This window comes from Glycomyces sp. NPDC050141, from assembly GCF_055586545.1.
In genome coordinates this window covers 70,847-90,758 of sequence record NZ_JBVJHZ010000011.1, presented here as the reverse complement: position 1 = coordinate 90,758, position 19,912 = coordinate 70,847, and the positions used below count along the sequence as shown (strand labels likewise).

Here is a 19,912-nt window from a genome sequence, read left to right as displayed (position 1 = left end):
TGCGGTAGGCCGCTACGCGAGGTAGGCGATCGAGTTCCAGCCCGTGCCGAGCTGGGCGCGCGTGCCGTGGCTGGCGGCGCCGTTGCCCGGGTAGAGGAACAGGATGCCGTCGGTCTTGCGGCGGGCGACCCAGTCGGTCCGACCGTCGCCGTTGAAGTCGCCCACGGCGGTGAGCTGGTCGTAGTCCTTCCAGCCGCAGCCGATCTTCACCAGGGGTTCGAACGTGCCGTTGCCTTTGCCGCCGTAGAAGTAGAGGCAGCTGTCGGCGTTCCTGATCGCGACCATGTCGGCGAGCCCGTCGTGGTTGAGGTCGCCCACGGTCGTGATCTCCCGCATCCCGTTCCAGCCCGTGCCGATCTTGACGCGGGTGCCGTGGCCGCCCTCTCCGGTGCCCGGGTAGAACCACAGGTAGCCGGTGGACTTCTCGCGGGCGATGATGTCGGGCTTGCCGTCGCCGTTGTAGTCCTGGCCGCCGAGGATCGCGCTCATGGCGTTCCAGCCGGAGCCGATCCGGACCAGCGACCAGTCGTTGTCGGGGCGGAGGCTGCCGTAGCCGGGCACGAGGTAGAGAACCCCGGAGGCGTTGCGGGCGAACAGGTCGGCGGCGCCGTCGCCGTCGAAGTCGCCGGCGGATTCGACGAGGTTCATGCCGACCATGAAGGAGTCGCTGTCGAAGAGCGTGCGGGTCGACAGGTGGCCTGCTCCGTCGCCCTTGTACAGGTAGTAGTAGCCGGACGCCGCGTTGCGGGCGATGATGTCGGAGGTGCCGTTCGCATCGTGGTCGTAGGCGTTGGCGTCTACGACGGCGGGGAGCTGCATGTTCTGCCAGCCGGAACCCACGGTCTGGTACTCATCGAGGCCGAGTGCCTGGTAGTCGAACGTGCGCAGGGTCAGGATGCCTGTCGCCTGGTTGATCGCGAGAAGGTCGACGTACCCGTCGCTGTTCAGGTCGCCTGCCCCGGCGACCTGGCCGTAGATCGTGTCGTCTCCCCCCGAGTACAGGTTCGAGGTGATCGAACGGTAGTTGCCGAAGGTGCCGTCGCACTCGCCAGCGTAGAGCATGTAGCCGAAACCGCGGGCCTCTGTCGCCAGGAGGTCGTCGCATCCGTCCTTGTTGTGGTCGCCGATGGAACTGAGCGAGCTGATGTCGGCCCATCCGGTGCCGGAGGCGGTGCGGGAGCCGAACTTGCCCTTGCCGTCACCAGGGTAGAAGTAGAGCGTGTCCTGCTTGACCGCGGCCATGTCGAGCTTGCCGTCACGGTTGAAGTCCCCGGCGGACGTGAAGAGGCGTATGGCGTTCCAACCGTCGCCGACCTTGATCGGCGTGCCGAAGACCGCGTACTCGAGGCCGGTGTACCCGAAGCCGGGGTAGGTGTACATCGTCCCGGTCTTCGTGTCGCGGACCAGGAGGTCGGCATCGCCGTCCGAGGTGAGGTCGCCGGCCATGGCGATGTCCCTGCCGCCCCATCCGGTATCGATGGTGACCCCCCGTTTGAACGTGCCGTCGCCCTTGCCCCCGTAGAACACCAGGGCGCCGTCGGTGCGGCGGATCGTGAGCAGGTCCTGGTTCCGGTCGCCGTCGAAGTCGTTGCGGGAGTGGGTGGCGGGAATGTCGATCTGCTGGACGGCTGCGTGCCCGGCCCTGTCCTCGACGGTGATCTCCGCCGTGTTGGAGGTCGAGTTCAACGGGATGTTGAAGCTCGTCTCGCGTTGTTCGTAGAGATATTCGGTCCGCGGGGAGCAGCCCGGGTAGTTGGCGCAGGTGACGGTCGCATCAATCCAGTCGCCGTCGTCGACGGTGACGCCGATGTCGACTTTGTCGCCGACGTAATGGGGTCCGTCGGGGATCGTGACGTCGACCGTGGGGGCGACGGTGTCGATCAGGGTCGAACATTCAAAGTATTGGGCTTGCGTGCCATCGGCCCTGAGGATTCGCAGATACTCCTGGTAGTACCCGTCGGCGACGCCGCTAAGCGTCAGCGCCGTGGTGCCGCCGTCGACGACCGGAGCGGGGTTCGTCGACGCGAGGACGGCTCCCGCCTCGCCGCGTCGGACATTGGTGGTCCAGGTGAGGCCCGGGTCGATGAGGTCGCCGCGCCACACATCGGCGGAGAACTGACCGTACCTGAGCACCGGCTCGTCGAGCGGCGTCCGGTACTCCGATGGGCAGTCCCGGGTAAGGCGGTAGTTGGCGATGTCGAAGTAGGCGTCGAGCCGCGCGGAGTCGCCGTCGAAGCGCACGGTCTCCGTACCGCCGGGGATGCTGAAGGGCACGTTCGACTTCCAGCCGCTCTTGAGCGCGGACGTGACGTCGTATGCGGCCGTGTCCCCGGTGCACGTGCCCGCGATGGGGCTGGAGCCGTAGTTCACCGGAAGGTTCCAGCTCGAATCGGGCAACAGGCCGTACTGGCCGTAGTAGGCGGCGGCGGGGACGCAAGAGGTCCCTTCCGCGGCGTCGATCTGGAGGACCGCTGATTCAATCGGATAGGTCAGCCAGGGAGCGTCGCTCGGCGTGAGCCCGGTTACTCCCGGATTCCAGAACGCCCAGTATGAGACGGCTTGGTGCTCCGTCTCGCATTCGGGATCGACGAGGCGGTCGCAGTACGCGCCTGCCAGAGCGGTCCCGGTCTCGCCGGCCGCCTCGAAGTAAGGCTGGTCGAGGCCGCCGTCGCCCCGGACGATGGAGAGGTTCGGGGAGGCGGAGGTGATCGACGCCTGGTTGGTCACGTTGCGGTCGAGGTAATGCCAGGCAGTCGTCAGCGTCAGGGGGAACTCGGCGGCCGCGAGCGTCTCGGCCGGGAGGGTCAGGGTGAGTGCGCCGCCAGTGATCGTCGGCGAGGCGAGTGTCAGCGCTCCGGCGGCGTCCCGCACGGTGAAGGCACCTGACCGCTCCGCACTGCCGGTGGAATTGGAGCCTATGCCGATCATGTTGCGGCCCTTTGTAACAGCCGTATCGGCTTGAAAGGTCAGGCCGGTCGACAGTGCTGTCCAGGCGTCGGGGCCGTCGATCGTGAACGTCAGGTCGGCGGTCGCGATTTCGGTTTCGACGGCGAGGTCGAGGCCCGGGGCCAGGTCGTCGTAGACGGCTTCGTTGCCGGAGTGGGTCGGCACCGGCTTCTCGCCGGCCCAGTCGATCGAGGTCCGCGCGGCCTGGACGAGCGGCTCGGCGGTGTCGGTGTAGCTCACCGTGAACGGCCACGCCGTGTTCCCCTGGACGAGGGTGCCCCCTGATTCGACGAGTGCGGGGTCGGCGGCGCCCGAGCTGCCGTTGTCCTGGCTCGGCGACGCGGTCCCGATGTAGTGGAGACGACCGTCCGGAGTGGCGGCGAGAGTGGTGTAGGGGGTGCTGCGGTTCTCGATGCGCACTTCGACGCCACAGGTCATGGCGGCTTCCAGCGCGGCCTCGAGCCCGGCGGCGATCGGATTGCCGCCCAATGAGGCGCAGTCGACGTCCGTTGCGGAGTCCTGGGCGGTGGCGGCGCCGGGTGCGGCGAGGAGCGCGGCGCAAACGGCGACCGCGGTCGCGGCGGCGATCCGTTTGAGGGGGACTCCCATGCGGGGGCTTCGGTTCATTCAGATGTCCTGGGTTTCAAGGGGTTCGGGCTATGGGCACAGCAGCGCCGTGAGTAAAACGCTTACCGTGTGCGATCGGTTGCGCAGGCACCGCAAGGAAACCTTGCCGATCGATCGGGGACCATACGGCCGAGGGGCCCGTCTCTGTTGAGACGGGCCCCTCGGTGTTCGGCGTGCGTCAGGCGATTGCGTTCATCGCGTTCCAACCGGTGCCGATCGACTTGCTCGACGTGTGGTTCCCGGCCCCGTTGCCCGGGTATAGGAACAGGGTGCCGTCGGACTTGCGGCGGGCCATCCAGTCGACGTGACCGTCGCGGTTGAAGTCGCCGACGCCCGTGACGGCGTCCATGGCGCCCCAGCCGCAGCCGACCTTGACGCGGCTCTTGAGCGCACCGGTTCCGGTGCCGCCGTACAGGTACAGGCAGCCGTCCGACTTGCCGATGGCCAGGAGGTCAGCGTGGCCGTCGTGGTCGAGGTCCCCGACCGTCGTCACTTCACGCATCGCGTTCCAGCCGCTCGAACCAATGGTGATGCGGGCCCCGAGGGTGCCGTCGCCCTTGCCCGGGTACAGGTAGAGGCTCCCGGTCGAGGCGTGGACCGCGATGACGTCGGCCTTGCCGTCGGAGTTGTGGTCGTGTCCGCCGACGATCGTGCTCATGGCGTTCCAGCCGGGGCCGATGAGGACCCGCGCCGAGAGGACGTAACCGCCCTTGCCATCGCCCGGGTAGAGGAACAGCTCCCCGGTGGAGTCCTTGCGCGCCAGGAGGTCTGCGAAGCCGTCGCCGTTCATGTCGCCGGCGGTGGCGATGACGCCCATGCCGGCCCAGCCGGTGCCCATCTGCGTGCTGGTGCCGTGCCCGGAGGAGCCGTTGCCCGGGTAGAACCGGAGCGTCCCATCCGAGGCGCGGCGGGCGATCCAGTCCGAGGTGCCGTTCCCGTCGTAGTCGTAGGTCCGCTCCTCGTTGACGGCCGCAAGGCGGTTGCCGCCCCAGCCGGTCGCGACGACCCTGCCTTCGCGGACGGGGGTGCCGTTCCCGTTGAGCGAGTGCAGTTCGAGCTCGCCGGTACGGGAGTCGACGGCGACGAGGTCTTCCCTGCGGTCGCCGTCGAGGTCGCCCGCTGCGGCGATCTGGCTGAAGCGGTCGGCGCCGGTGCCGTCGAGCGAGGCTGCGACGGCGACGCGGCCGCCGAGCTTTCCGGTGCCGTCACCCGGGTACAGGTGGTACTGGCCGGTGCGGGAGTCGTGGGCGAGGAGGTCGGCCTTGCCGTCGGCGTTCAGGTCGCCGACCGACGCGAGGGCGTCGATGCCGGCCCAGCCGGTGCCGATCGCCGTACGGGCCCCGAACGTGCCGTTCCCCTGTCCCGGATAGAAGTAGAGCTTGCCGTCGGCATTGCCCACGGCATAGAGGTCGGCTCTGCCGTCGGCGTTGTAGTCCGTGCCGGAAGTGAACGGGCCCATGGCGTTCCAGCCGGTGCCGACGGTGATGCGGGTGCCGAGCCCGCCCGAGCCGGTGCCCGGGTAGGTGTACAGCGTCCCGGTCTTGGTGTCGCGGGCGAGGAGGTCGGTCTTGCCGTCACCAGTCAGGTCGCCCGCCATGACGACGTCCATGCGGCCCCAGCCGGTGCCCTTGGCGACGCCCGCGGCGAAGGTCCCGTCGCCTTTGCCCTGGTAGAAGACCAAGGTGCCGTCGGAGGCGCGGACCGCCATGAGGTCTTCGCGTCCGTCGCCGTTGAAGTCGTTGCGGGCCTTGATCGCCGGGTTCGGATTCTCCTCTGCCCGGTTCTCGACGGTGCCGACGTTGTTGTCGAGCGTCGATTCGAGGGATTCGCCGTTCGGTCCGGTGGTGAGGGTCGCGATCTCGATCTTGCCGAGGCCGCCGAGATCGTCGACGAGGTTCGCGGTGAACGCGAAGTCGACCGACTCGCCGGCGGCGAGGGGCGTCATGAGGAAGCAGTAGAGGTCGTACCGGCTCAGGGTGGTGGTGGTCCGGGAGTACTCCATCGCAAGGGAGGCCTTGTTCAGGCAGGACCAGCCGGAGCCCGAGGCCGGGACGGAGGCGACCGTGGTGCCCGAGGGCAGCTCGGCCCGGATCGAGATGCTGCCGTAGTCGTCAGCGCGGTTGTAGACCGTGGCCGGGCCGTTGTTCGCGACGGTGACCGTGGCCGAGTCCTTCGTCCCGGTGAAGCCTTCCAGCGCGGTGCCGGTGACGGTGAGGTCGGCGGGGTTCGCCGAGGTGGTGACGTTGATGTCCGCTCCGTAGCGGCTCAGTTCAGGGTCAGCGGGCTCGGTCCACGAGTCGGCGGTGGTCACGCCGAGGAGGTTGGTGGAGGTCGGGTCCCATGTCAGGTCGCCGAACTCGGATTCGAGGGTGGCGGCGCTGACCGGGTCGACGTAGTAGACGCACTCGCAGATCTGGAACGGTCCGAGCGTGTCGGCGCCGATCGCGAGGCTGATCGGGTCGGTGAAGGTCAGCGCGGTCGCGGGCCGGTCGGTGAAGTCGGTGATAACGCACGTGACGCCGCCCTGAATGGAGTCTTCGGGCGCCGCGACGCAGTTGTCGTATGCCGCAGTCGCCTTCGCGCCCTCCTGGTGAAGGCCGATCCGGGAGAACGAGTCGGTGAAGGTCGCGACGAGCGCAGCGGTACCAGGGACGAGGTTCTCCTGCTGGTAGAACGTCGGATTGACCGCGACGGTACTGCCAGGGGCGATGTCGGTGAATTCAAGCCCGCCGTGCAGGAACGGATCGTTGGTGTAGCCATCGTCGAGGAGGTAGACGGCGCCGGTCTCGCGGGCGATCTCCTCGCCGTCGATGGCGACGGACAGCGTGTAGCCGACGGTGCCCGCCGAGTCGGAGTCCTCCGCGGACGCGGAGAGATCCACGTCGAACCGCCAGTAGTCCGTGAAAGAGGGCTCGTTGCAGGTGACGTGTGAACCGGCGAAGACCTCGCAGCCGTCGCCGGGCACGATATCGAACGCGTTCGTCTCGAATGCGAGGTCCATCGAGACCATGTGGTCGAAGTGCTCGTACCCGGCGCTCGGGGTGTACCCGATCTCGACGGTCGCCTCGGCGGGCGCCTCGCCCCGGGTGACCGAGTACGGCATGACGGGGTTGGTGTACGAGTCCGCGATTCCGATGATCTCGGCCGACGCAGGGGCCGCCACGGCACCGGCGGCCAGCAGGCCGATCGTCGCGGCGGCGGCCAACCTGGCGCCGAGCCGCCGCGGCGGTGTGGCTTCGGGGGGCATTGCGCTCCTTATGGAGTTGGGGACGGGGAGGGGTCGCCGGCGGGGACCGGCTTGAGCTACACGCGCACCGTCAGTAACCGGTTGCACCGCGCCTGAGCGAATAGGGGCACCACCACTGAGACTTCGGGAGTAAGTCAGCGTTCCTGGAGGACGGCCGAGGCCGCGACCGGAATCCGGTCGCGGCCTCGGCTCGCAGGCGTTTGTCAGGCGATGGTCATGGCGTTCCAGCCGGTGCCGACCAGCTTGGCAGCGCTGTGGTTCCCGGTCCCGCTACCCGGGTAGAGGAAGAGCGCGCCGTCGGACTTGCGGCGGGCCATCCAGTCGACGTGGCCGTCGCGGTTGAAGTCGCCGACTCCGGTGATGGCGTCCATGGCGCCCCACCCGCATCCGATCTTCACGAGCGGTTTGAACGTGCCGTCGCCGTAGCCGCCGTAGAAGTACAGGCAGCCGTCGGCGTTCCTGACCGCGACCATGTCAGCGTGGCCGTCGTGGTCGAGGTCGCCGGTGGCGGTGACCTCCTTCATCGAGGTCCAGCCCGTGCCGATCGACTTGCGCGCGCCGACTTTGCCGTCGCCCAGACCGGGATAGAGCCAGAGGGTGCCATTGGAGGCGACAGCGATGACGTCGGCCTTCCCGTCGGAGTTGTAGTCGTGGCCGCCGGTGATCGAGCTCATCGCGTTCCAGCCGGCGCCGATGCTGACGCGGGCCGCGGTGTTCAGCCCGCCGGATCCGGTGCCCGGGTAGAGGTACAGCGTGCCGTCCGAGGTGCGGGCGAGGACGTCGTCGAAGCCGTCGTTGGTCATGTCCCCCGCCGTCGCGATGAGGGTCATGTCCTTCAATGCCGTGCCCCACGAGGCGCGGGTCCCGTAGGTGCCGGTGCCCGTCCCCGGGTACAGGTAGGTCGCGCCGTCGGAGTTGCGCGCGACGACGTCGGTGGCGCCGTCGCCGTTGTAGTCGTAGGTGCGCTGCTCGTTGACGGCCGCGAGGCGGTAGCCGCCCCAGGTTCCGTCCCAGCGGTTCTCGACGGGGAGCCCTCGGTGCACCGGTATGCCGTCGCCGTCGAGGGAGTGCAGCTCCAGGACCCCGGTGCGCGCGTTCAGGGCGACGAAGTCGTCCTTGCCGTCGCCGTCCACGTGGCCGACGGCCATGATCTGGCTGTACCGGTCGGAACCGGAGCCGTCCAGCGACGCCGGGACCGTGATGCGGCCGCCGGGCGTGCCGGTGCCGTCGCCCTTGTACAGGTTGTACTGGCCGGTGCGCGAATCGTGGGCGAGGAGGTCGGCGTTCCCGTCGTCGTCGAGATCGCCGACGGCGACGAGGGCGTCGATGGAACCCCAGCCGGAGCCGACTGCGACGCGGGCGCCGAACTTCCCGTTGCCCAGCCCGGGGTAGAGGTACAGATTCCCGTCCGCTTTGCTGATGGCGTAGAGGTCGGTCTTGCGGTCGCCGTTGAAGTCGCCCGCGGAGGTGAACGCGCCGATGCCGTTCCATCCGGTGCCGACGGTGATGCGTGGGAGCAGGCCGCCCTTGCCGTCGCCGGGGTAGGTGTAGAGCGTTCCGGTCCTGGGGTCGCGGGCGAGCAGGTCGGCCTTGCCGTCTCCGTTGAGGTCGCCGCCCAGCGCGAGGTCCAGGCGGCCCCAGCCCGGACTCCACCCGGTCTCGAAGAGGAAGGTCCCGTCGCTCTGGCCCATGTTGAGCGTCAGCATGTCGTCGCGCGTGTAGACCGCCACGATGTCGTTGCGGCCGTCGCTGTCGAAGTCGCTGCGGGCGGCCGTCGCCTGGATCGTGACGGTCGCGGTGGCGGCGGTGTTTCCGGCGGCGTCGGTGAGCATGAACACCACCTGCTCGGTGCGCTTCGTCAACCGCAGGTCGTAGGTGACCTCGGTGGAGTGCAGGGAGACGGGCCCGCCGTCGCCGCAGACGGCGCCGCCCAGGCATTCGAGGACGAGGTTGCTGAGGGGGGCGGGGAAGTCGCCGTCCGCGATGGTGAACGTCATGGTGGCGAGATCGCCGACTTCGAGCGGGCCGCTTTCGACCGCGACGTCGCGGAATTCGGGCTTGGAGGTGTCGACCGCCAGGCTGCACCACGAACGCTGCAGTTCGAACGCCCCGTTCGCGGAAGTGAACTGGTAGCTCAAGTCGTAGAAGTCGTCCGGGAGCGGCTCGCTCAGGCTGTACACGGGGCTGGATCCGAGGGCGACCGGGCGGGGCGCGGTCTGCGTGACGAGGTCCCCCTGCGGCAAGTCCTCGGTGAAGGCGCCTTCGAGGAAGGCCGCGGTCCAGGTGATGCCGTGGTCGAGTACCTCGGGTCGCCACGTGTCGAACAGGAAGCCGCCGTAAGTGGGCGTCGCGTCGGCGAACGTCGGGACCGTGCCGTAGGTCCAGTGCTCGCACAGCTCCGACGACGGCCGCGTGTAGCTGTATCCGACGATGTCCATGTAGACGTCGAGCCTGGCGGTGCCGCCGTCGAACCGGGCGGTCGTGTCGCTCTCGGTCATGCCGAAGGTGACTGCCTGCGGGTCGCGCTGCTCGTACCAGACGTCCCGCATCGTCTCGGTGACGTCGTAGGACGCGGTGCCGTCGGTGCAGGACCCGGTCGCGGCTGGGGCGATGACGGCGGGGCGCTGGTTCCAGGTCGATGCCGGAGTGTATTCGCCCGTAAGCTGCAGTTCCGGTGCTACGCAGCCGGTTCCATCGGCCGCGTCGACCTGGAAGGAGGCCGACGTGACCGGGTAATCGAACGTGAACTCCGAGGACGGCCTGACCCCGTAGGTCTGGAGTTCCGGCCACTGGAACTTCCAGAACGCCTCCGACTCGCTCTGGACGGCGCAGTCGGGTGCCGCCAGTCCGTCGCAGAAGGCGCCGACCAGCGCGTCGCCCTGCTCGCCTGCGGCTTCGAAGTACGGCTTGTCGAGCCCGGCTTCGCCGCGGTACGCCGCGAGGTCCGGTTCGGCCGAGGTGACCGCCCCCCATTCACTAATCCCGTACTGGCGAAGTGCCCACTGCGCGGAGACCTCCATCGGGAACGCCGCCGTTTCGAGGGCACCGTCGGGAAGGCTCAGCGTCAGTGCGCTGCCCCCGGCGCTGGACATCGTCAGCGGCGTCACCTGGCCTGCCGCGTCGCGCGCGATGAACGGGGTGGTCCACTCGGAGGCGTGGAGGGTGTCCTCCCCGTCGTCGAATCGCAGTGCCCCGTCGACGATCTCGCCCCTGGCCCCGTTGTCGGTCACGACCGTCAGTCCGGTCGCGAGCGACTCCCAGGCAGTCGCATCAGCGGCGGTGAAGAGGAGGCTCGAGGTAGCGACCCCGGCGTCGACGCTGAAGTCGAGCCCGGGTGCGATCCCGTCGTATTGGGCGACAGTGCCTTCATAGGTCGGCGCCGGGTTGTCGCCGGTGAAGTGGAGACCGGCATTGACGCCCCAGATGAGCGGCTCCAGCGGGTCGCCAGCGGGGTGAAAGCCCCAAGGAGAGTTCGCCTGGGCGGGATACCCCTCGTAATCGACGAGTGTCGGGTCCGGGACCCCGTAGTCCTGGTACTCCTGCACCGCATCGGCAGTCGCGACCAGGTGGAGCTGGCCCTGCGGTGTCACATACACGGTGGCGTAGGGCCAGGCGCGCGAAGCGAGCCGCACTTCGACGCCGCATTCGACCGCGGCGTCCAGCGTGTCGGAGAGCCCGCTTTCCATGGGGTTGTCGCCGAGTGCGTCGCAGTCGACGCCGGTCTGGGCGGTTGCGGCGCCTGGATATGCCAGCAGGGTCGCACCGAGCGCGGCCGCGGTGACGGCAGCGAGTCGGGCGGGACCGCGGCGGCGGGGCTTCTCGCGGGGAGCGTCGTTCATGCAGAAGTCCTGGGGGGTGTTAGGGGGTTTGAGTTGTTAGGCCGGGTACCGGCTCCGGTTACACGCGCCTCATGTGGAACCGGTTGCATCCTCGGTCCGAAAAGGAGAAGGGGAGCCCCGTACCGGCGGGGCTCCCCTCATTCACTGCTGTTGCAGAACCGCGCCGTTAGGCGATGTTCATCGCGTTCCAGCCGGTCCCGATCTGGACGCGCGAGCCGTGGCCGCCCGCCCCGTTGCCCGGGTAGAGGAACAGGATGCCGTCGGTGACCCGGCGGGAGAGGAAGTCCGCGTGGCCGTCGCGGTTGAAGTCGCCGACGCCGGTGATGGCCTCGTAGGACTTCCAGCCGCAGCTGACCTGCACGCGGGACTTGAAGGTGCCGTTGCCGTTGCCCTTGTAGAGGTACAGGCAGCTGTCGGACTTCGCGATCGAGAGCAGGTCGGCGTGGCCGTCGTGGTCGAGGTCGCCGACCGCGTTGGTCTCGCGCATGCCGCTCCAGCCGGTGCCGACCTTGATGCGAGCGCCGAAGGTCCCGTCGCCCTTGCCCGGGTACACGTACAGGACACCGGTCGAGGTGTGGCGGGCGACGAGGTCGTCCCTGCCGTCGCTGGTGTAGTCGTGCCCGCCGCTGATGTCGCTCATGCCGTTCCAGCCGGAGCCGACGTAGACGTCTTCGCCGTCGAAGCCGTAGTGGACGCCGTCGTCGATCCCGTGGATCACGTACAGCCCGCCGTCGTAACTGCGGTACACCAGGTCGATTCGGCCGTCAGAGGTGTAGTCGCCGCCCGCGGCCATCGCGGTGATGCCGTCGCAGTCCTCGCAGAAGTTCCAGGGCGTGGCGTGGCCCTTGCCGGTGCCGTAGTAGAGGCGGACGTCGCCGTCGGACTTGCGCTGGGCGATGAAGTCGCTGAAGCCGTCGCCGTCATAGTCGTAGGTCCGGTCAAGCATGACCACGGGCAGGCGGACGGTGTTCCAGCCGCTGCTGCCGAGGACCCTGGTGTCGACCGTGGGGCCCTGCGCCGGGTCGAAGGTGCGCGCCACCAGCTGCCCGTTCCTGACGTCGACGGCGGCGATGTCGTTCTTGCCGTCGCGCTTCAAGTCGCCGACACCGACGACCTGCTCGAAGCGGCGGTCGGTGCTGTAGGGGTACTCCTCCAGGTCCTGCTTGAACTCGTGGACCTCGCCCTGGGACGTGAGGATGTAGTGCATCCCCGTGGTGTTCCAGCGCGTCAGGAACTCGTCCATGCCGTCAGCGTCGAGGTCGCCGACCGAGGTGATGACGTCGTATCCGTCCCACTCGGTGCCGAAGAGCACTCGGGCGCCGAACTTGCCGTTGCCGAGCCCCTCGTAGAGGTACATGTTCCCGTCGGTGAACGAGGTCGCGACGATATCGGGGCTGCCGTCGCCGTCGTACTGGCCGACGGAGATCTGTCCGAGCTTGCCCCAGCCGAGACCGTTCGAGATACGGGCGCCGTGGCCGCCCTCGCCGTTGCCCGGGTAGGTGTAGAGGATGCCGGTCTTGTTGTCGCGGGCGACGAAGTCGGGCACGTCGTCGCCGGTGAGGTCGCCGCCCATGACGATGTCCATGTGGCCCCAGCCGGTGCCGACGGTGACGGCGGCGTTGTAGGCCCCGCCGCTGTGCCCCGCGTAGAAGCGCAGTGCGCCGTCGGACTTGCGGATCACGAGGAGGTCCTCGTAGCCGTCCCGGTTGTAGTCGTACCGGTACTCGACGGCCTCGTTGTAGATGAGCCGGAAGTCGCTGGCGAAGTCGCCTTCGTACTCGCCCTCGCCGTAGACCGCGCCGATCTCGATCGCGCCTTGGTACGAAGTGGTATCGGTGAGCTTCACGGTGAGGGTGAGGTCCGCGGACTCGCCGGGCTCGAACCCGTCGATGGCACAGGCGAAGTCGAACCATTCGAGAGCGGTGCCGGTCGTCTGCGCGTAGACGGCGTCGAGCGAGTCGGCGCCGTAGCAGTCCCAGGTCCCGTTGCCGTCGCTGTCGACGCGCACGAGCTCGGTGCCCTGGGGCAGCTGCGCGCGGACCAGGTAGGAGCCGTCGGCCGGGTAGAGGTCGTCGGCCGCGGCCGGGCCGCCGTTGGTGACCGTGGTGGTGACCGTCGTCGTGGCGTTCAGGCCGCCTTCGAGGAAGATCTCCTCGACGGCCAGGTCGTAGTCGTTCGCCGCGGTGGTGAGGGTGACGCCGCCCCAGTAGTAGGCCTTGGACTCCTCCGCGCCGGTCCAGCCTTCGGGCGCGGTGGCGAGGCCGACCGAGGTGCCGTTGCCGGTGGCCCAGGAGAGGTTGTCGTACTCCTCGGCGAGCGTGGCGGCGTTGATCGTCTCGACGCTGTACTGGCAGCCGCACACGTCGAGCGGTCCGACTACGTCCGAAGCGATCTTGTAGGCGACCCCCGCGCTGAGGGTCAGGAACTGGCCCTTGGCATCGGAGAAGTCGGTGATGACGCACTCGAGTCCGGTGGCGCCGGCGGCGTCGATCGTGGCCCTGCAGTTGTCGTATAGGTCCCTCACGGATGCGAGCCCGGTGGTGTCGAGCTCGGCGCCGGAGACCGGGTCGGCGAAGCGGACGACGACGGCCTCGGTGGTGGGGGCCAGGTCGAAGGCCTGATAGAAGACCGGCTTCACCAGGATGTTGTCGTCCTCGACGACGTTGGTCTGCACGAAGTCGCCGTGGGCATAGGGGTTGTGGACGTCGTAGTCGGCAGCGACGCCGAAGCCGCCGGTGCTGCCCGGGACGTCGTAGCCGTCGACCGTGGCCTTGAACGTGTAGTCGAAGACCTCGTCCTCTGCACTGGCGGCGGGGACGACCTCGAAGAGGAACTCGGTGTGCTCCCCGGCGTCGGCGGAGCAGACGATCTTCGAGGGGGTGGAGACGTCGCAGGCCGGGTCGGCGGTGGTGATGTCGAGGACGCCGTAGGGGTCGTCGAAGGCGAGCTCGGTGACGACCGTGTGGGTCGTGGTGTCGCCGGTGACGGCGTAGGTGTAGTCCACGGTCATCGAGCTCGGGGCCATCTCGGTGTTGTCGAGGTCTGGCGAGAGCGAGACCGCGGCGACCGGGTCGCCGTAGATGCCGGGGATATCTGCCGCCGCACCTGGGGCCGCGAAGGCGGCTGCCGCGGTGGCTCCCGCCGCTGTCGCGGCGAGCAGGCGGAGGCCTGCCCGGCGGGCCCTGGGGGAATCAGGGGACATGGGGCTCCTTGTTCAGTTAGCCGTTGAGCTGGGGGTTATGGGGACCGGGAGGGTCCGGTGCTGACTACACGCGCATTGATGGAGACCGGTTGCAACCGAATCCACCTGAGCGCCACCTCACGTGCGGGTCCGGCAGGACTGCTACGGCGGGGCCGCCTGGACCGGGTGGCTACTGATCAGTAACATGTATCGTGATCGGGAACACCGCACTGTCGTGAAGACAGCACGTCGAGAGGTCGCCATGGGAGTCGTCCAAATCGTCACGGCCACGGTCGCGTTCGCGTACACCGCGGTCGCCATCGGGCTGTTCGTCCGCGCCGGGCTCGGGATGCTCGAGCTCATCAGGCTCGGCTCGGCCGACAAGACCCGGAAGGGCGAACGCGACGCGCGCATCAAGACCATGCTGCGGGAGACGCTGGGGCACACCAAGATGCTCAAGTGGACCTGGGTCGGCCTGGCCCACTGGGCGGTGTTCTTCGGGTTCTTCCTGCTGTTCCCGGCCCTGCTGCAGTCCTACTTCGAGGTGATCAACCCCGAGCTGAGCCTGCCGATCGTGGGGCACTGGAGCCTGTGGCTGCTCGGCTCGGAGATCCTGACCGTGCTCACCGGCCTCGCCATCGTCACCCTGTTCGCGATCCGCCTCGCCAGGCAGCCCCGCACGCACCGGGTGGAGCCGCAGGGCACCGCGTCTGAGGACGGGCAGCGTCGGTCGTCGTCGCGGTTCGAGGGCTCCCGGCAGTGGATGGCCTTCTACATCGAAGCGACGATCTTCACGATCGTCGTGTCGCACATGGCGATCCGCTCGTTCAAGGTCGCGCTCGGCGAGATCGACCACGAATGGACCTCGCCGGTCTCGGTGCTCATCGCGGACCTGTGGGGCGGCGCCTCCCCAGAGTCCCTCCACACCGCCGTCACCCTCGTCGCCGGGCTCGACATCCTCGTCTCCTGGACGTTCTTCCTCATGCTCGCGCTCATCCCGTCCATGGGCATCGGCTGGCACCGCGTCACCGCGTTCTTCAACATCTACTTCAAGCGCAGCGCCGACGGCGCGGCCAGCCTCGGCGCCGCCAAGCCCATGCTCATCGACGGCGAACCCGCCGACTTCGAGACCGCCGACCCCGAGACGCAGCCGTTCGGCGTCGCCACGATCGCCGACTTCTCGTGGAAGGGCCTCCTCGACTTCTCCACGTGCACCGAGTGCGGGCGCTGCCAGTCCCAGTGCCCCGCATGGAACACCGGCAAGCCCCTGTCGCCCAAGAAGCTCATCACGGACCTGCGCGACCACCTGTACGAGCAGGCCCCGTACCTCAAGGCGGCGGCGATCGCGGCCGAGCGCGGCGGCGAGGACCCGCACCAGAAGATCAACATCATCGGCAACGTGATCGACCCCGACGTCCTGTGGTCGTGCACCACCTGCGGCGCCTGCGTCGAGCAGTGCCCCGTCGACATCGAGCACGTCGACCACATCCTCGACCTGCGCCGCAACATGGTCATGATCGAGTCGGACTTCCCCGACGAGGCGCAGACCATGCTCCGCAACCTCGAGAACAAGGGCAACCCGTGGGGCGAGAACCCCGCCCACCGCCTCAAGTGGGCCGAACCGCTCGACTTCGAGGTGCCGATCGCCGAAGCGGGCGGGGACTTCGAGTACCTGTACTGGGTCGGCTGCGCGGGCGCCTACGACCCCAAGGCGCAGAAGACCTCCCGCGCGGTCGCGACGCTCCTGCACGACGCGGGCGTGAAGTTCGCGGTCCTCGGCGAGGCCGAGACGTGCACGGGCGACTCGGCGCGGCGCATCGGGCACGAGTTCATGTTCCAGATGCTCGCCGAGCAGAACGTCGAGACGCTCAACGAGGTCGGCGCCGTGAAGATCGTCGCGACCTGCCCGCACTGCCTCAACACCGTCGGCAACGAGTACAAGGAACTCGGCGGCAACTACGAGGTCGTGCACCACACGGAGCTCTTGAACGACCTCGTGAACGCCGGGAAGATCACGCCGGTCGAGGAGCACGAGGGCAAGCTGACCTACCACGACCCGTGCTACCTGGGACGGCACAACCGGATCTTCACGCCGCCAAGGGAACTGCTCGGTTCGTTCGCAGAGGTCACCGAGATGCCGCGCACCGAGGAGCGCTCGTTCTGCTGCGGCGCCGGCGGTGCGCGGATGTGGCTCGAAGAGCCGCTCGGCAAGCGCGTCAACCGGGAACGGGCCGACGAGGCCGTCGCGACCGGCGCGAAGACGGTGGCGGTCGGCTGCCCGTTCTGCTCCACGATGCTGCGCGACGGCGTCGCCGACGCGGGCCGGGAAGATGTCGAGGTCATCGACATCGCGCAGCTGCTCGCGAGGACGCAGGAGAAGCGCCAGGAGAAGGCGGTCGCTGCGGAATAGCGGCCGACCAGGTCAGGAACGATGTCGGACCCCCGTGCCACCCTAGGTATCGGGGGTCCTTCGCATGTCCGTTTTGAAGGCTGACGCCGGGAAACGCCCAGCGCTCCAAGCGATGTCGGACCCCCGTGGGAGCATGGAAATTGGGGGGTCCCCGGGTGTCCGATTTGAAGGCTAGCGCCCGAAATACCGCCGCAGCAGTGCCGCCGACTCGGCTTCCAGGATGCCGCCGTAGACGTCCGGGTTGTGGTTGAGGCGGGGATCGCGGACGACGTCCCAGAGGGAGCCGACCGCGCCCGTCTTCGGTTCCCAAGCGCCGAACACGATTTCACCCACCCGGGCGAGCACCGCCGCCCCGGCGCACATCGTGCACGGCTCCAGAGTCACCACGAGGGTGCAGTCCTCGAGCCGCCACCCGTCGCCGTGGGCCGCAGCGGCCTCCCTGAGCGCCAGCACTTCCGCGTGCGCGGTCGGGTCGCCCAGGGCCTCGCGGGCGTTCGAGGCGGCCGCCAGTTCGCGCCCGTCCGGGCCGATGACCAACGCCCCCACCGGGAGGTCGCCGCGAGGCGCGGCGGGTTCGGGGTTCGGGGTGTCGGCTTGGGGCTGCCGGTCCGCCGGGAGGCCTCCGGTGCGCGCGATCTCGAGGGCGCGGCGCATCCAGTGCTCGTGGACCTCGCGGCGGGACTGCATGGGGCTGCGGCTCTAGGAGCCGGTGGCGTCTTCCAGGGCCTCGGCGAAGCCGATGGTCTTGGCGACCTCGGCGACCACGTCGGAGGGCATCATGCCTTCCTTGGCGCACAGGGCCAGCAGGGTCGAACCGGGCACGCCCAGGTCGCCCAGCACGTCCGCCTCGCCGACGGGCTCGGCGTCGAGCTCGGTCGGGCGGGCCGAGATGGACTCCTCGTCCTCGGTGTCGATCTCCTCGGTGTCCTCGGGTTCGAGGTCTCCCAGGAGGGCCTCGCCCAGGCGCGACTGCGACGCGTACTCGGCGTCGGAGCCGAAGGTGCGCAGGTCGTCACCGTTGTCGAGGCGCATCACCGTCAGGTACTCGTCGTCGGCGTCGACGAACAGCAGCGTCAAGTCGGCGTCAGGGAAAGCCTCACGCATGGCCTCAGCCGCGTCCTCGACGTCGGCAACAGCGTCGAGGTCGACCTCCGCGGCCTCCCACTCGTCGCCCTCGCGGCCCACAGCCACAGCGAAATACGACACGATCCGTCCCCGTCTTCTCATTCAATGGAACCTGCGGCCCGATTGGGCAGCCGTTCGATACGACCTACTGAAGGATGTGGCGACCCGCGGTTGATGTAACCACAGGATCCAGTCGCCGGTCAGCAAAAGATACAGCTCGCATGAGAGCCCCGTGACGCCAGCGGCCGTCCCTGCGACCGCCGCTACGCCGACCGCTGCCCCGCGGTCACCGTAGCGCGCCAGCAGCGCGGCGGCGACCGCTCCGATCGTACTCGCGGCCAAAGTCACCCAGGCGAAGCCCGCCCCTGTGGGCAGGGCCTCGCCGGTGCTCCTGGCGTATGCCAAGAGCCACAGGAGCACCCACAGCCCGGACAGGGCCGAGCCGGCCGCTACGGGCCCGACGCGGACTTGGTGGGGCTCCCTCCAGCGCGGCCGCCCCGAGCGCGGCGGGTGCGCCTCGGGACTGGCCCAGGAGGTGGGCCCGATGGGTCCCTCATGCATACGGGACAGGGTACGCAGGAAGGGGCGCCAGCGGTAGCGGCATCACCGGCTGCGGGGGCGGCTCGACGGGGCGGACCTGGCCGTCGGGGAAGGTCACGTGGTACCGGCGGCCGTCCCAGAGCGCGGGGGGCGTCTGCGGGTCGGCCCCGGCGTATACGGCGCGGGCGGCGTGCATGGTGTGGACGGCGTGCTCGATGCGCCGCTCGTCCCAGGGCCTGCCGATGGAGGCCAGGTCGTACTGCTCGGCGAGATCGGAGGCGGCCCTTTGGAAGTCCTTCATGGCGCTCTCGCCGGGCTTGCCGCGGTGGCGGTGGGCCCAGGCGCGGGCGGCGGCGCGGCGCGAGAACGTCGCGAGGGACGCCAGCTCGGGCGGCGAGACCTGCCCGGCGGCCACCATGGGGGCGAGCGAGGTCTGGGTGCGGCGGGCGTCGGCGGCGCGCAGCCACAGGGCTGCGCCGACCATCGTGAAGAACAGGGGCGCCAGGAACGCCGGGTAGAGCGCGAACCACAGCGCGGGCATGTCGAGGTTCACGCCGAGGACGGAGGAGCCGTTCCACAGGGCGTGGAGGCCCATGCCGCACAGGAGCATCCCGATGATCCAGACCGTTTGCAGGCCCTTGCGGCCGGGCCTGCGGGCGGCCTTGCCGAGGCCGATCGCGGAGAGGCCGGTCATGAGCGGGTGGGCGAACATGGTGGCGAGGCCGCGCACTGCGACGAGGATGGTGACCTGCGCGATCCCGGCGGCGGCGTCGAGGGACTCGGCGCCGTACAGGTACGCGCCGGAGGCGTAGAGGACGTTCTCGGCGACGGCGAACCCGGCCCCGGCGAGTCCGCAGTAGACGAGGGCGTCGAGGGTGCCGGTGAGGTGGCGGCGGGCGGTCCAGTAGACCAGGAGCGGGCCGAGGAGCTTGGAGATCTCCTCGATCACGGGGGCGGAGACGACGGCCGCGAGATTCGGGTCGAGGTCGTTGCGTTCCAGGAGGATCGAGGCGCCGGTATTGACGACCAGGGAGATCGCGGTCGCGACGCACGCGCCCCAGCCGAAGCAGAACGCGAGCACGAGCCAGGGGCGGCGCCGGTAGCGGCCGAGCCACAGGAACGTGCCGACGAGCAGGGGCGCGGGCACGACGGCGGCGGCGAGGCCGACCGCGAAGGCCTGGGCGCCGGCGCCTTCGACGATGGCCCAGGCGAGGACCGTGGCGCCGCCCGCGAAGAGCAGGGCGACGCCGGAGGCGAGGACGCCCTTGGCCTTGCGGGCCAGGCCGATCCAGGCGAGCGCGATGCCGCCGAGCGCGAGGATGGCGGCGGCGCCGAGGATCGCCTGCGCCGTGGTCGTGAGGTTCATCGCGGGGGCTCCTGGCCGGGGTCGGACTGGGCGCCGGGGTGCGGTGCGGGGCCGGGGCGGCCGAGGGTCTGGCCCGAGTCGGTGCCGGTCTCCTCGATGTCGCTGAGGCCCAGCACGGGGCTCTCGGCCTCGGGGGCGGGCTCGCGGATGACGAAGTGCTCGCCGATGCCGGAGACGGCGAGGAGGCGCTTGAGGAAGTCGCCGAGGTTGGCGAGGACGAGCACCGCGCGGGCGCGGGCGGCGGCGCGCGCGACGATGACGAGCGTGCCCAGTCCGCGCGAGTCGCAGAAGGTCACGCCCCGCATGTCGAGGACGACGCGCACGGGGTCGTCCACGAGGGCGGCGTCGACGGCCGCGGAGAGCCGCGGCGCGGTGTGCAGGTCGATTTCGCCGGTCAGCACCACGATCGTCTCGTTCGCCTCGCGGTGTACCGAGATGTCGAGCTTCTGGTGCGTCACGAGGACAACCCTAACCGGTTTCCCACGAAAGGAGGACCTCCGGCGCCGGATAGAACGCGAAACCTTGTCGGAGTTGGGGTTCGAGTCCTCGGTTCGACCAGCGGGTGAGGCCCCGGTGTCTCACCCACATGTCAGGGTTGAGACGGGGGGCCCAATCCGCGGTCGAACCTCTT

9 protein-coding genes are annotated in these 19,912 nt (G+C 69.2%); 1 reads left to right on the top strand and 8 read right to left on the bottom strand.

Going from position 1 to position 19,912, the window contains the following annotated elements:
* Window positions 1-12: 12 nt before the first annotated feature.
* The 4 genes from ACZ60M_RS09470 to ACZ60M_RS09455 all read right to left on the bottom strand — a co-directional run bounded on the left by ACZ60M_RS09470 (window position 13) and on the right by ACZ60M_RS09455 (window position 13,861).
* Window positions 13-3,573, bottom strand: a complete 3,561-nt coding sequence (locus ACZ60M_RS09470) for an FG-GAP-like repeat-containing protein (protein ID WP_465416407.1) — start codon at window positions 3,571-3,573, stop codon at window positions 13-15.
* Between the two features lie 178 nt (window positions 3,574-3,751).
* The gene (locus ACZ60M_RS09465) at window positions 3,752-6,820 is read right to left on the bottom strand and encodes an FG-GAP-like repeat-containing protein (protein ID WP_465416405.1); all 3,069 of its coding nucleotides are present in this window, start codon (window positions 6,818-6,820) and stop codon (window positions 3,752-3,754) included.
* Window positions 6,821-7,023: 203 nt separating this feature from the next.
* The gene (locus ACZ60M_RS09460) at window positions 7,024-10,659 is read right to left on the bottom strand and encodes an FG-GAP repeat domain-containing protein (protein ID WP_465416403.1); all 3,636 of its coding nucleotides are present in this window, start codon (window positions 10,657-10,659) and stop codon (window positions 7,024-7,026) included.
* Window positions 10,660-10,825: 166 nt separating this feature from the next.
* On the bottom strand, window positions 10,826-13,861 hold the full coding sequence (locus ACZ60M_RS09455; protein WP_465416401.1) for an FG-GAP repeat domain-containing protein: 3,036 nt from the start codon (window positions 13,859-13,861) through the stop codon (window positions 10,826-10,828).
* 241 nt (window positions 13,862-14,102) lie between these two features.
* On the opposite strand from ACZ60M_RS09455, the gene ACZ60M_RS09450 reads away from it, so the two are divergent.
* Window positions 14,103-16,250: a (Fe-S)-binding protein gene (locus tag ACZ60M_RS09450; protein WP_465416399.1), complete on the top strand. Its 2,148-nt coding sequence runs from the start codon at window positions 14,103-14,105 to the stop codon at window positions 16,248-16,250.
* 171 nt (window positions 16,251-16,421) lie between these two features.
* Here the strand turns inward: ACZ60M_RS09450 and ACZ60M_RS09445 are convergent, their stop codons facing one another.
* From ACZ60M_RS09445 to ACZ60M_RS09430, 4 genes are all read right to left on the bottom strand, one after another.
* Window positions 16,422-16,937: a nucleoside deaminase gene (locus ACZ60M_RS09445; RefSeq protein WP_465416397.1), complete on the bottom strand. Its 516-nt coding sequence runs from the start codon at window positions 16,935-16,937 to the stop codon at window positions 16,422-16,424.
* 12 nt (window positions 16,938-16,949) lie between these two features.
* A complete protein-coding gene (locus ACZ60M_RS09440) occupies window positions 16,950-17,456 on the bottom strand; it encodes a tRNA adenosine deaminase-associated protein (RefSeq protein ID WP_392959860.1) in 507 nt (168 codons plus the stop codon).
* 472 nt (window positions 17,457-17,928) lie between these two features.
* On the bottom strand, window positions 17,929-19,281 hold the full coding sequence (locus ACZ60M_RS09435) for a PrsW family intramembrane metalloprotease (RefSeq protein WP_465416395.1): 1,353 nt from the start codon (window positions 19,279-19,281) through the stop codon (window positions 17,929-17,931).
* Window positions 19,278-19,739, bottom strand: a complete 462-nt coding sequence (locus tag ACZ60M_RS09430) for an STAS domain-containing protein (protein ID WP_465416393.1) — start codon at window positions 19,737-19,739, stop codon at window positions 19,278-19,280. The genes ACZ60M_RS09435 and ACZ60M_RS09430 overlap by 4 nt, the downstream gene beginning before the upstream one ends.
* Between the last annotated feature and the right edge of the window lie 173 nt (window positions 19,740-19,912).

Bases quoted from the DNA above. Each gene is read 5' to 3' on its own strand.
- ACZ60M_RS09470 (WP_465416407.1), bottom strand. From the start codon at position 3,573: ATGAACCGAAGCCCCCGCATGGGAGTCCCCCTCAAACGGATCGCCGCC.
- ACZ60M_RS09465 (WP_465416405.1), bottom strand. From the start codon at position 6,820: ATGCCCCCCGAAGCCACACCGCCGCGGCGGCTCGGCGCCAGGTTGGCC.
- ACZ60M_RS09460 (WP_465416403.1), bottom strand. From the start codon at position 10,659: ATGAACGACGCTCCCCGCGAGAAGCCCCGCCGCCGCGGTCCCGCCCGA.
- ACZ60M_RS09455 (WP_465416401.1), bottom strand. From the start codon at position 13,861: ATGTCCCCTGATTCCCCCAGGGCCCGCCGGGCAGGCCTCCGCCTGCTC.
- ACZ60M_RS09450 (WP_465416399.1), top strand. From the start codon at position 14,103: ATGGGAGTCGTCCAAATCGTCACGGCCACGGTCGCGTTCGCGTACACC.
- ACZ60M_RS09445 (WP_465416397.1), bottom strand. From the start codon at position 16,937: ATGCAGTCCCGCCGCGAGGTCCACGAGCACTGGATGCGCCGCGCCCTC.
- ACZ60M_RS09435 (WP_465416395.1), bottom strand. From the start codon at position 19,281: ATGAACCTCACGACCACGGCGCAGGCGATCCTCGGCGCCGCCGCCATC.